This is a genomic window from Lentzea sp. NPDC060358, from assembly GCF_042725365.1.
Classification (GTDB): domain Bacteria; phylum Actinomycetota; class Actinomycetes; order Mycobacteriales; family Pseudonocardiaceae; genus Lentzea.
On the sequence record NZ_JBHXCW010000080.1, the window covers coordinates 19,791 to 31,731 of the forward strand.

Consider the following 11,941-nt stretch of genomic DNA (forward strand, 5'->3'; position numbering starts at 1 on the left):
GTCACACCACTAGCTGCGCGTCAGCGTGCGCGGGTCGACGGCGGCCCGCACCCGTGCCATCCAGCCCCGCGCGCGCAACCCCCGGCGCACCACCCGAACGGCGGCCCACGCGTCGTGGCGGACCTGGTCGTCCGGCGAGACCCCGGACCACAGCGCGAAGTCCACTGTGGACGCCAGCCTGCGCAGGCCGTCCGCCGAACCGGGCAGTCCCGCCGCCGCCGCGGCCGCGGCCATCTCCACCGGCGTCATGCCCGCCGTGAGCGGCACGCGGTGCTCGCGCACCCGGTCGCGCGCCTCCAGCCAGGCGCCCTGCACGGCCGCGCTGCCCGGCCGGCGCCGCCGCCCGTGGGCCCGCAGCCACTTCGCCGCGGGCACCCCGGTCAGCCAGAGCAGCACGAGCGCGGCGGCCGGCACGACCACGGCGGCCCAGGGGAACGGCCGGTCCTGCTCCTGCGGCGCGGTCTGCGACCCCGGCTCCACGGGCGGGTCCCGCGGGGTGTCCGGGAGCGCCTCGCGGGCGCTCTGCGTCGCCGCGGCCAGACCGCCGTCCCGGCCGGAACCGCGCGCCGCCGCGCCCGCCGGGTCGAGCGGCACCCAGCCGACGCCCGCGACCGCGACCTCCGGCCACACCCACGCGTTCTCGTTGCGGACGACGTACTCGCCGCCCGCCGCCCGGTCGGGCGTGCGGTACCCGACGACCAGCCTGGCCGGGATGCCGAGCATCCGCGCCAGCACCACGTACGCCGCGGCGAACTGCTCGCCGGTGCCCTCCCGGGTGTCGAGCAGGAACCGCCGCAGCTCGGGCCAGCTCTGCCCGCCGTAGCCGTCGGCCTGCCGGTAGTTGTCCCGCAGGAAGCGTTCGAGCTGCAACGCCGCCGTGAAGCTCGACCGGACGCCCTGGACGGCGTCGTTCGCGAGTTCGGCGACGCCGGGCGGTGGGGTGCCGACCCCGTCCCGGCCGCCCAGCCGCGGGTCGACGGCGAACCCGTCGAGCGAGCCGCGGACCTCCGGCTCCCACCAGCTCAGCCCGTACGCGGTGTCCTGTCCGGGCGGCCGTTCCGACAGCAGGCTGCCCTCGTCCTCCTCGACGAGCAGGGCAGCCCCGCGCACGGCGGCGGGCCACGGCTGGCTGGGCAGCCACCGGGTCTCCCGGTCCCGCACGGTGATCTCCGCGTCCCGGCGGGTCGTCGGGACGTCCAGGTCCGGCGGCGGCAGCTCCGTGCCGAGCCGGCGGTACCGGCTGCCGGTCGCCCAGGCGACCCCGTCGTAGGTGTCGAGCACGACGACGGGCCACCGCTGCGGCAGGCACTCGTCGCACGCGGGCCGCACGCTGAACACCCTGTCGTTCGGGCGGGTCCGCCGGGAGGCGACGTCGTCGAGCGGGTTGGTCGTGCGGGCGGACACCGGCACGACCTGGTCCTGCTTGAGCGAGTACGCCGGACCGGGCAGCGGCACGAGCAGCCCGGCCACGACCACGACCGCGGTGACGGCCAGGGGAGCGGGCAGGAACGCCCGTGCGGACTGGTGCTCGTCCGCGGGCCGGCTCAGCACGAACAGGACCGCGGCCACGGCGGCGTACGACAGCGCCACCACCACGGCGGCGCCACCGGTGAGGGCGCCGAAGAGCTGGCTCAGCACGACGACGGCCGCGCTCGGCACCAGCGCGAGCACCGGTTTTCTCGATCGCAGCAGGATCTCCAGGCCGAACACGCACGCCACCAGCACGAGCAGCGGCACGAACAGCACCAGGCGCGCTTCGGCCCGGGCGGGCCAGGTGGACTGCAGGGTGAGCTGCCAGGAGTCGGTGACCCCCTCGGCCAGCAGCTCGGCCGTGGTGGCGGTGGGCAGGCCCGCGAGGGTCGTCGGGAACAGCAGCACCTCCACGACGGCGAGCAGCCCGGCGACCGCGACGAGCACCGGACGCCAGGCGACGACGCGGGCGGTCAGCAGTGCCGCTGCACCGGTGACCACGGCGACGACCGCGACGACCGGAAGCAGCGCGGTGGCACCGAAAACCGGGGCGAAGCACAGCCCGGCCACGGCCGCGGCGAGCACGACCACCGCTACGGACAGCCGTTCTCTCACGTCCGCACCTCGTTCCACATCCCCACCAGCCCGGCGGAGTCACCGGCCGCCAGCACCCGCGCCCCCGGCACCGCGGCGGCGGTCCCGCCCAGCGCCAGCAGGAAGATCGACGAGTACCGCGACCGCAGTCCCGGCAGCTCCGCCACGTCCGCCGACCCCGACGTCACGACGGCCAGGCACCCGCCCTGGTGCCGGACCGCCGACAGCAGCGTGGCCGCCTCGGTGCTCTGCCCCAGCAGGCACAGCTGGTCGAGCAGCTGCCGTGCGGCGAGCGGCCCGCCCGCGGTGGCGACGTCCGTGCCGCACGAGGTGAGCAACCGGGCGTGGTGCCCGGCGAGCGCCGCGGAGCGCAGCAGCGAGGCGGCGACGTCCACGGCCTCCTCGAACGCGGGCGCGCCGAGCACCGCCGCGCGGGTGTCCAGCACGACGGTGAGCCGGGGCTGGTCCGGGTCGGCCGACTCCTTCACCATCAACCGGCCGGCGCGCGCGGTCGCCTTCCAGTGGATGTCGCGGACCTGGTCGCCCGGCAGGTACTCGCGCAGCTCGCGGAGGTCGAGCGACCCGCGCAGGCGGTCGTTCGAGCGGCCCTCGTGGTGGTGGCGCGGGAACCCGCCGGTCCGCGCCAGCGCGGGGTGCGAGCGCGGGTGCACCCAGAGCGTCACCGCCCCGCCGACCGTCAGGCTGCTGCGCGCCAGGCCGAACGGGTCGGTGCGCGACAGCACCAGCGGACCGACCGGCATCCGGCCGCGCACCGGTGTCGGCAGCTGGTAGTCGTAGGGCCGCGAGGCCCCCGGCGCCAGGCCGTGCACCTGGACCGTGCGGTGGTACCCGCCGGCGGTGTCCACGGCGAGGAACCCGCGCTGCCACCTCGCCGACGGGTTGCGCACCTTCAGCTTCCCCAGCGCCTGCGCGCCCCGCTCCACGCGGTCCGGGTGCACCTCCCGCGTCACCTCGACGTCCACCCTGCGCGCCGTCACCAGCACGGCGGCGACCACCGCGACCAGTCCGGCCGCCGACAGCAGCAGGAACAGCGGGTAGCGCCCCCACAGCCCGGCCGCGCCCAGCCCCGGCGACGCCACCAGCACGGCGACGCCCCGCACGGTCAGCCGCACGGCTACCGGCCCGCGGCGCTCATCGTCGGTGCCGGGGTGGTCGCGAGGACCTCCGCCACCACGTCCTCCGGCGACCGCTGCTGCAGCTCGGCCTCCGCGGTCAGCACGAGCCGGTGCGCCAGCGCCGGGACGGCGACGTGCTTGACGTCGTCGGCGGTGACGAACGACCGGCCGGCGGTGGCCGCGAGCGCCTGCCCCGCCCGCACCAGCGCGATGCTGCCGCGCGGGCTCGCGCCGAACCGCACCGAGGCGTGGATCCGGGTCGCGGCGCAGATCCGGGCCGCGTACTCGCAGATCGCCCCGTCGACGTGGAGTCCCCGGACCTCGTCGATCGCCTCCACCAGCGCGGCCACCTCGACCACCGGTCCCAGGCGGTCGGCGGTCATGCCGGTGACCGTGTTCATGATGATCGACACCTCGTCGGCCACGTCCGGGTAACCCACGGACAGCCTCATCAGGAACCGGTCGAGCTGCGCCTCGGGCAGCCGGTAGGTGCCCTCCATCTCGATCGGGTTCTGCGTCGCCACGACCAGGAACGGCGACGGCACCCCGTGCGCCACCCCGTCCACGGTGACCCGGCGCTCCGACATCACCTCGAGCATCGCCGACTGGGTCTTCGGCGTGCCGCGGTTGATCTCGTCGGCCACCACGACGTTCGCGAAGACCGCGCCGGGGTGGAAGGTGAACCGCTCGTCCTTCTGGTGGTAGACGGTGACGCCGGTGATGTCGCCGGGCAGCAGGTCCGGCGTGAACTGGATGCGGCTCCAGCTCCCGCCGATGCTCCGCGCGAGGCACCGGGCGAGCGTCGTCTTGCCGAGGCCCGGCACGTCCTCGAGCAGCAGGTGGCCCTCGGCGAGCAGCGCGACGACGGCGAGGCGCACGACGTCCTGCTTCCCCCTGATCACCAGCTGGACGTTGTCGGAGATCGCCGCGAAGACCGCGGCGGCGCGCGTGTGGTTCATTCCGTCCATGTCACCCGGTTCGATTCGATGCCGTTCGCCTCGACCCACACGGTCGTATCGGCCATGTGGTAGTAGAACGCGTTGAACTCCGCGTTGCCGTTCGCGTCCACTGTGGAACCGCGACCCGGGTTGTGGTAGTCGACCGAGGAATGCGGCGTCACCTGGTACTTGGTGTTCGGCGTGAAACCGGTCATGACGACCCGCATCCAGTAGCAGTCCGACCTCCCGCACTCCGGTGCTCTCGCGCCCTGGCTGAGGGTGATCTTCGGGGTCGGCCGCGGCGGGACGTACCGGGCCGACGCGGGCGTTCCCGTCCCGGCGCTGTTCCGCGCCGCCACGGTGACCGTGAACGGCCCCGTCCCGATGCCCGCGATCACGTGCGACCGCGCCGACACCGTGGCCTGGCCCGTGATGCCGCCATCGCTCTGCCACGACACGAGGTAAGCGGTTACCGGTGCGCCGTTGGCCGGGGCGGCGCCCCACGTCACGGTCGCGTTGGCCTGGCCGGGCGCGATGGCGAGGTTCTGCGGCATGCCCGGCGGGGTCACCGGGATCGGCGGCGGCGTCCGCACCGGTGGCGGTGCCTGCGTTGGGGGCGGGGGAGGGGGCACGGGCCGGCCGGGGTTGCCCGGTGGCGCCGTGTCGTCGGCGCTCTTCTCGGGCGGCGGCGGCGCCGGCTGGCGCCTGTCCTCCGGCTTCGCGGGGACGACCGGCACCGGCTGCACCGACCCGTCCCTGTCCACGACGACGACGTGCCTGCCCTCGCCGCCGTTGACGTACACCCGCGCGTCCTCGCCGCGGACGAGCTCCGGCCGGCCCTTCTCCTGCGGGAAGGGCGTGGAGCCGCGCGGGCGGCCCTGGCTGTCGTAGGTGCGCACGGAGTTGCTGCGGCGCTCCAGCAGCACGACCGACTCGCCGCTGACCGAGGGACCGTCGTACTCACCGGCCTCCAGCGACACGGAGGTCGCCGGCGAGCGCTGCCCGGTGAGCGCGCCCTTCTCGTCGACCCGCGCCTCCACGAGGTGCAGGCGGTGCGAGGACGGGTCCAGCACCGCGACGCGGCCGGCGGCGTCCGCGGGAGCGATCCGGGCGTCCGGCGGCACGTCGACGCCGAGCGGCACCGCGGGCCCGAACCCCTTGGTCTCCACGACTCTCACCGTGTCGTCGGTGGTGTCGACGAACAGCAGCCTGCCGCCGCTGACCGTGAGACCACCGGTGTGACCGGTGGGCGCCACGCCCGCGCAGGCGATGTCCGTCGCGCCGCGGGCGACGCCGCAGATCGCGCCGGAGCCGGTGAGGTGCACCCAGACCGTGCCGTCGGGGGTGGCCACGGGCGGCCCGAGCGGACCGTTGGCGGACATCACCCGAGGGGGTACACCGAGGCGCACGATCTGGCCGCTCTGCCGGTAGACCGAGTACGCGCCGCCCGAGGTCTCGATCGGCACCGGCTGCTCACCCGGCACGGGCGAGGCGACCGTGGTCTCCACGGACAGCGTCGACTTGCCGAAGATCGTCACGTCGTCCGAGCCGACGACGTAGCCGTGAGCCTCGTCCTGCACGACGTGGCCGCCCGGTTCGAGACCCGGTACGGACACCTGCGCGTCGGGTTTCCTGGTGGCGCCGTTGATGCGGACCACCAGCCCGAGCGCGGGGCTCGCGATCCAGTGTCCCGACGGGATGAACTCGAGTCCCGGCACCTTCTTCGCGGCGCCCGTCAGCGCCACCGTCGCGACCGCGACGATGACGACGACCAACCCCAGAAGTGGCCAGCGGGAGTGCTTGCGCTCACTCACGGCACGAAGGGTATCGACGGCGGTACAGGAACCCTCCCGGATCGGTACATTCACGGCTGTTCGGCGGACAGGGCGATCTCGAAGACCGCCCCACCGGTCTCGGACCGGTAGATGCCGAGCGTGCCGCCGTGGGCGTGCGTGATCCGCTGCACGAGGTGCAGGCCCAGCCCCGTCGAGGTGCCGGTGCCGCTGAACCGCTGGAGCGCCCGCCGCGCCGCCTCCGGGTCGAGGCCCGGTCCCTCGTCGGCGACGACGACCCGCCCGCCGCCCACGGTCACGTGCACGACGGCGTCGGCGCCGGGCTGGTGGCCGTGCTGGATCGCGTTGCCGATGAGGTTCTCCACCGCGCGGCCGATCATGTCCGGGTCCGCGTCCACCCGCGTCGGCACGGACGTGAAGGTGATGCGCGCGCCCTCGGCGGGGATGTCCTCGACGACGGCGGCGACGAGCTGGTCGAGCTGCACCGGCTGGACGGCGAACTGCTGCACGCCCGCCTCGAACTTCGCGTGCATCAGCTGCGTCCCCACGATCCCGCCCATCCGCGTGGACAACCGCACGATCCGCGGCAGCACCTTGCCGACGCTGCCGGGGTTGCGCAGCGCGGTGTCCGCGAGCGCCCGCAGCCCGGTCACCGGGCGCTTCAGGTCGTGGGCGATGCCGTTGAGCATCTCCTCGTGCTGGTCGAGCGCGTGCGCGGCGGGCTTGATCGCGAGCCCGGACAGGACGTGGCCGGTGCCCGCGAGCGCGGTGATGAGCACGACGGCCCCCAGCGCCACGAACAGCACTCGTTGGTCGTGGTGGTCTTTCTCCCGCTGGGCGTCCGCAAGCGTGACGACCGCACCGATGTACGGACCGTCCCCGCTGCTGAGCGGCTGCGCGTGGACGCGCACGAGCCTGCCGTCCACCGCACGCACGTAGTCGCTTTGCGGTGCGCGCGTGTTCACGGCGTCCGCCGCGAGGTCGTCGAGCACGGACCGGTCGACGTCCACGCAGGACTTGATGCTCAGGTAGGGCTCGAACCTCCCGCCGCCCGCGGGGAGCACCGCGAACTGCGGGCACTCGACCGTGATCGTGTCGCCGAAGAGCCCGGTCGTGTCGAGCCTGCCGCCGCTGAACTGCAGCTTGCGCACCACGAGCGGCGGCACCCGGCTCAGCGCGCTGTCGAGCGACTGCTCGCCCTTCTGCTCGTCCAGGTCGAGCATCAGCCACGCCACCAGCAGCACGCCCGCCGCGTTCAGCACCGTGAAGAGGCCGGTGAGGAGCCATCTCAGCCCGCGCAGCCGTGCGGCGGCCCCGGTGCTCACCGGCCGGCCTCCAGCCGGAACCCGACGCCGCGCACGGTGTGCAGGAGCTCCGGTTCGAGCAGCTTCTGCCGCAACCGGCTCACGACCTTGTCGACGACGTTGGACATCGGGTCGGTGCTGGTGTCCCAGCAGTGCTCGATCAGCTCCGACCTGGTGACGGTCGTGCCGGCGCGGGAGAGCAGGTGTTCGAGCACCGCGAACTCCTTGTGGCTCAACGTGAGCAGCGCCCCGCCGCGGCGGGCCTCCCGGCGCGCGCAGTCGAGCTCCAGGTCCGCGTGCCGCAGCACGGACGGCCGGGCGCGCCCCGCCCGGCGGCACAGCGCCCGCACCCGTGCGGTCACCACGGCCAGGTCGCACGGCTTGACCACGTAGTCGTCCCCGCCGTGACCGAAGCCGGCGACCCGGTCGGCGACGCTGTCGAGCTGGGTCAGGAAGAGCACGGGCGCGGCCCAGCCCTCCCGGCGCCGGCGGTGCACGTAGGTGACCGAGTCGCCGTCGGGCAGCAGCCGGTCGAACACGACGCAGTCGTAGTCGTTGCCCCGCAACGCCTCGTCGGCGCCGGCGATGTCCGCCGCGTCGTCGACCGCGAAGCCGGCGGCCTCCAGTTCGACCACCAGGGCGACGCGCATGTCCTCGTGGTCCTCGACGAGCAGCACGCGCGGAGGGACCCCTCCCGCCGGTCGTGTCATCAAATCCTCATGTGGTCACGGAGAAGGTGGGCACTGTGACACCGCTGATCTTCCACGTGCCGGGCCCGCTCGAGGCGCACGCCGCCACCGGCGCTGTCGTCGACCTCGGCACCCCCGGAACCCGGACGGCGCCGGGGAAGCCGCTGCTGCACCTTAACGCCTCGGCGGGGACCGGCGAGCTCGTCCGCGCGACGTGGCCGGAACCTGCCGCGCCGGTCCGCCGCTCTGCCCGTCGGAGGGAGAACTCTGTGAAGACGCTGTCGTTGGTGCGGTCGGGTTCACCCGCTGTGGTGGGACTGGAGGCGAGGCTGGCGGCGGCCGGGGAGGTGCTGATCGCCCGGTCCGCGGCGGGGTGCTCGCTGCCGATCCGCCAGGTCGACCACGACAACCTGCGCCGCGGCGTGCGGTACCGGGTCCTGGTGCCCGACCGGGCCCGCACGGCGCCCGGACTCGCGGCGCGGCTGGGCGCGCTCGCGCTGGCGGGGGCGGACATCAGGTCGGCGCCGAAGGTGCCGCTCGACGCGGTGGTCGTCGACCGCGTGCTGACCGTGCTGCCAGCCGGCCGCCGGGACGCGGTGGCCGCGTTCGAACTGGCGAGCGTCGTCACGACCGCGGTCGAGCTCTTCGAACGGGTGTGGCAGGCCGCCGTGCCGTTCACCGCCGCGGTGGCCCCGGCGGGCGAGGTGACCGACCGCGAACGCGAGCTGCTCACGCTGCTGTTCGAGGGCAGCACCGACGAGGCCGCGGCCGCCCGGCTCAACATCTCGGTGCGCACGGTCCGCCGCACGGTGTCGCAGCTGATGGACCGGCTGGGTGCGCGCAGCCGTTTCCAGGCGGGTGCCAAGGCCGCCGACCGCGGCTGGCTGCTCGGCCGCGCGGGATGATCCGCTACGTTCGGGCGCTGTGCGCGTGCTGGTGACCGAAGACGACGACGACACCCGCTTCGGCGTGGAGACCTCCTTGCGGGCAGCGGGTTTCGCCGTCGACGTCGCCGGCGACCTGCCCGCGGCCGACGAGGCGCTGTTCGTCAACGCCTACGACTGCGTGGTCTTCGACCGGGTCCTGCCCTCCGGCGACGCGCTGCACTACGTGAAACGGCGCCGTCAGGCCGGGTGGACCGCGCCCGTGCTGTTCCTGACCGGCATCGACAACCCGGTCGAGGGCCTGCCGTACGGCGACGACTACCTCGTCAAGCCGTTCGCGATGCCGGAGCTGATCGCACGGGTGGGCAGCCTGTGCCGCCTCACCGCGGTCGCGCCGCCACCGGTGCTGCGGCACGGGGACCTGGAGCTGGACCTCGGCCGGCGCACCGCGACCCGTGCCGGGCGGGCGCTGGGCCTGACGGTCAAGGAGTTCACGGTGCTCGAACGCCTGGTGGCCGCGCAGGGGCGGCAGGTGCGGCGCGACGACCTGGTCGCGGCGGCCTGGGACGCCGAGGTGCGGCCGACGTCCAACGTGCTGGACGTGGTGATCACCGCGCTGCGCCAGAAGCTCGGCCCGCCGCCGGTGGTGCGCACGGTGCGCGGCTTCGGGTACCGCTGCGAATGAAGTCCTCTGTGGACTGAATCTTCGGTGGGCCGGTCTGCGACCGCCCGGCTGCGGCGGCGGTGCCCGGCGGTGCGCCGGCCCGGTGTTGGTTCCAGCTCGGTGAGCGCGAACCTCTCGGACCGGGGACGCCGCACCCCCGGCTGGGAGCTGTGCACTCCCAGCCGGGTGCCGCGATGTCCCGCGCCACGGGATGAGGTCCCCACCTGGCCCCGGCGGGGAGACCGCGGCGGTCCTGGCGGCTCAGGCGTGGCCGGTGCCGGGACCGTTCTGGCCGGGCCGGTCGACGTCGCCGCGCCACGCGCCGGTCTCGGCGCCGCCGCGGTTCTCGATGAAGTCCTTGAACCGGTCGAGGTCGCCCTGCACGCGGCGGTCGAGGACGCCGAGCTTGTCGGCGACGTTCTCCACGAAGCCCTCCGGGTCGATGTCCATCTGCACCGTGACGCGGGTGTGCTCGGCGTCGAGGCGGTGCACGGTCACGACACCGGCGTGGTCCGGGCCGGAGTCCGAGCGCCACGCCACGCGCTCGTCGGGGTGCTGCTCGGTGATCGTGGCGTCGAACTCGCGCTGCACGCCCGCGATGCTGACGGTCCAGTGCGTGCGGGTGTCGTCGAGCTGGTCGATCCGGTCGACGCCCTCCATGAAGCGCGGGAACTCGGTGAACTGGGTCCACTGGTTGTAGACGCTGGTCACATCGGCTGCGACGTCGACGGACTTGGTGATCGTGCTCATGACTGGCGACTCCCTGCGGGTCGAGATCGTGTCGAGTGCGTGGTGCTCTAGCGGTACCCCGAAAATCGACTCAGAAACGATCCGCTGTGGAGAGCGGGGTCACGAGCGGGTGAGCCACTCGGCCAGCAGGGCGCGCTCGGCCGCCGTGAGCTGGTGCAACGCCGGCAGGGCGCGCTCGACGGTCTCGGTCACCGTCACCTCATCGGATGGCTCGCTGGTCAGGACGGTGCGCCGGACCATCTCCCACATCGCGTCGGCGAGGCCGGGGTCGCGCTCCGGCGGCGGCGTCGCCAGCAGGGCGATCATCGCGCCGGTGCCCGCGGCGTGGATCAGCTCGACGGCCCGCCGTTCGCCGACCTGGAGCCGCCCGGCCGCCGCCACGCGGGCCACCCGGTCCCGCAGGATCTCGATGCCGCTGGTCATCGCGGGGGAGCGGGCCGCGCGCGCGGGGTCGAGCAGCAGGCTCAGCAGCTCGGGGTTGGCGAGGCCGAAACCGAGGTGCGTCTCCCACCCGGCCCGCAGATCGGCCACCGGGTCGTCGAGCCGTTCGGTGTTCGCCTTGTCCGCCACGTACGCGGCGAAGACGTGCTCGGCGACGGCGTCGAGCAGGGCGTCCTTGTCCGCGAAGAACCGGTAGATCGTCGGCGCCTGCGTGCCCGCGGCCTGGGCCACCGCGCGGATCGTGACCGCCGCGGCTCCCTGCTCGCGCAGCAGCTGTGCCGCTACCTCCACCACGTTCGCCCGTGCCCTGTCCCGGCTGCTCTCCACCACGTTGCACAGCTTACCAATATGTTGCTAACGTCGATAGTGACAACGTTACTACCCACGTTAGCGAGTGCGGGATGATCATCGTCAGTGGAGCGAACGGCAAGCTCGGCGCACAGGTCGTCGAGCGGCTGCTGGACCGGGTGCCGGCGAGTCGCGTCGGCGTGAGCGTGCGGGACGTGGACGCGACCGCGCTCGCGTCGAGAGGTGTCCGGGTGCGGCGCGGCGACTTCGCCGAACCCGGTTCGCTCACCGAGGCCTTCGAGGGTGCCTCGCACGTCCTCGTGGTCTCGACGAGCACGACCGGACCGGAGGCGGTGGCGCACCACGTCGCCGCGGTCGACGCCGCCCGCGCCGCCGGGGCGCGGCGCGTCTTCTACACGAGCCACCAGGGCGCCGCAGCCGGCTCGCTGTTCGCGCCGATGCCCGACCACGCCGCGACCGAGCAGCACCTCGCGCGCACCGGGACGGCGTTCACGTCGCTGCGCAACGGCTTCTACGCGAGCACGGTTCCGCAGCTGCTCGGCCCGGCGCTGACGACCGGCGAACTCGTCGCGCCGGCCGACGGGCCGGTGTCGTGGACCGCGCACGCCGACCTCGCCGAGGCCGCGGCGGTGCTGCTGGCCGGTGAGGAGACGTTCGACGGACCGACCCCGCCCCTCACCGCGCCGCAGGCCCTCGACCTCGCCGACGTCGCCGCGCTGCTCGGCGAGATCACCGGCCGCACGATCCGCCGGGTGGTCGTCCCGGACGAGGAGTGGACGGCGTCGCTGGTCGGCCACGGCGTGCCGGAGGACCGGGCCGCGATGCTGCTCGGCCTGTTCCACGCCTCACGGCGCGGCGAGTTCGCGACGACCGGGGACGCGCTGGAGAAGCTGATCGGGCGCCCCACCACCTCGTTGCGCGCGGTGCTGGAAGCGGCGGTGGCCTGACCCCTGGCGCCGGGGTCAGGCC

At 74.2% G+C, this 11,941-nt stretch carries 11 protein-coding genes; 3 read left to right on the forward strand and 8 right to left on the reverse strand.

Features of this window, described 5'->3' with window-relative positions; translation table 11 throughout:
• Positions 1–9: 9 nt before the first annotated feature.
• Genes ACFWGZ_RS18855 through ACFWGZ_RS18880 form a run of 6 tightly spaced genes read right to left on the reverse strand, consistent with a single transcriptional unit; the run spans position 10 to position 7,945 of the window.
• A complete protein-coding gene (locus ACFWGZ_RS18855; protein WP_382452813.1) occupies positions 10–2,085 on the reverse strand; it encodes a transglutaminaseTgpA domain-containing protein in 2,076 nt (691 codons plus the stop codon).
• On the reverse strand, positions 2,082–3,197 hold the full coding sequence (locus ACFWGZ_RS18860) for a DUF58 domain-containing protein (protein ID WP_382452814.1): 1,116 nt from the start codon (positions 3,195–3,197) through the stop codon (positions 2,082–2,084). The genes ACFWGZ_RS18855 and ACFWGZ_RS18860 overlap by 4 nt, the downstream gene beginning before the upstream one ends.
• 2 nt (positions 3,198–3,199) lie before the next feature.
• A complete protein-coding gene (locus tag ACFWGZ_RS18865) occupies positions 3,200–4,159 on the reverse strand; it encodes an AAA family ATPase (protein WP_382452815.1) in 960 nt (319 codons plus the stop codon).
• On the reverse strand, positions 4,156–5,952 hold the full coding sequence (locus ACFWGZ_RS18870) for a fibronectin type III domain-containing protein (RefSeq protein ID WP_382452816.1): 1,797 nt from the start codon (positions 5,950–5,952) through the stop codon (positions 4,156–4,158). The genes ACFWGZ_RS18865 and ACFWGZ_RS18870 overlap by 4 nt, the downstream gene beginning before the upstream one ends.
• Before the next feature lie 50 nt (positions 5,953–6,002).
• Positions 6,003–7,256 (reverse strand): sensor histidine kinase, encoded by a 1,254-nt coding sequence (locus ACFWGZ_RS18875; protein ID WP_382452817.1) that lies wholly within the window; start codon positions 7,254–7,256, stop codon positions 6,003–6,005.
• The gene (locus ACFWGZ_RS18880) at positions 7,253–7,945 is read right to left on the reverse strand and encodes a response regulator transcription factor (RefSeq protein WP_382452818.1); all 693 of its coding nucleotides are present in this window, start codon (positions 7,943–7,945) and stop codon (positions 7,253–7,255) included. The genes ACFWGZ_RS18875 and ACFWGZ_RS18880 overlap by 4 nt, the downstream gene beginning before the upstream one ends.
• 35 nt (positions 7,946–7,980) lie before the next feature.
• On the opposite strand from ACFWGZ_RS18880, the gene ACFWGZ_RS18885 reads away from it, so the two are divergent.
• Entirely contained in the window at positions 7,981–8,829 is an 849-nt protein-coding gene (locus ACFWGZ_RS18885) for a LuxR C-terminal-related transcriptional regulator (RefSeq protein WP_382452819.1), read from the forward strand.
• Between the two features lie 19 nt (positions 8,830–8,848).
• Positions 8,849–9,493, forward strand: coding sequence for a winged helix-turn-helix domain-containing protein (locus ACFWGZ_RS18890; RefSeq protein WP_382452820.1), 645 nt, complete (start codon positions 8,849–8,851; stop codon positions 9,491–9,493).
• A gap of 240 nt (positions 9,494–9,733) precedes the next feature.
• Here ACFWGZ_RS18890 and ACFWGZ_RS18895 read toward each other — a convergent pair whose 3' ends face one another.
• Both ACFWGZ_RS18895 and ACFWGZ_RS18900 read right to left on the reverse strand, forming a co-directional pair.
• Positions 9,734–10,222, reverse strand: a complete 489-nt coding sequence (locus ACFWGZ_RS18895) for an SRPBCC family protein (RefSeq protein ID WP_382452821.1) — start codon at positions 10,220–10,222, stop codon at positions 9,734–9,736.
• A 99-nt stretch (positions 10,223–10,321) separates the two neighbouring features.
• A complete protein-coding gene (locus ACFWGZ_RS18900; RefSeq protein ID WP_382452822.1) occupies positions 10,322–10,993 on the reverse strand; it encodes a TetR/AcrR family transcriptional regulator in 672 nt (223 codons plus the stop codon).
• Positions 10,994–11,064: 71 nt separating this feature from the next.
• On the opposite strand from ACFWGZ_RS18900, the gene ACFWGZ_RS18905 reads away from it, so the two are divergent.
• Positions 11,065–11,919 carry an NAD(P)H-binding protein gene (locus tag ACFWGZ_RS18905; RefSeq protein ID WP_382452823.1) on the forward strand — a complete coding sequence of 285 codons (855 nt, stop codon included), beginning with the start codon at positions 11,065–11,067 and terminating at the stop codon, positions 11,917–11,919.
• The last annotated feature ends 22 nt before the right edge of the window (positions 11,920–11,941 follow it).

Bases quoted from the DNA above. Each gene is read 5' to 3' on its own strand.
- ACFWGZ_RS18895 (WP_382452821.1), bottom strand. From the start codon at position 10,222: ATGAGCACGATCACCAAGTCCGTCGACGTCGCAGCCGATGTGACCAGC.
- ACFWGZ_RS18905 (WP_382452823.1), top strand. From the start codon at position 11,065: ATGATCATCGTCAGTGGAGCGAACGGCAAGCTCGGCGCACAGGTCGTC.
- ACFWGZ_RS18865 (WP_382452815.1), bottom strand. From the start codon at position 4,159: ATGAACCACACGCGCGCCGCCGCGGTCTTCGCGGCGATCTCCGACAAC.
- ACFWGZ_RS18880 (WP_382452818.1), bottom strand. From the start codon at position 7,945: ATGACACGACCGGCGGGAGGGGTCCCTCCGCGCGTGCTGCTCGTCGAG.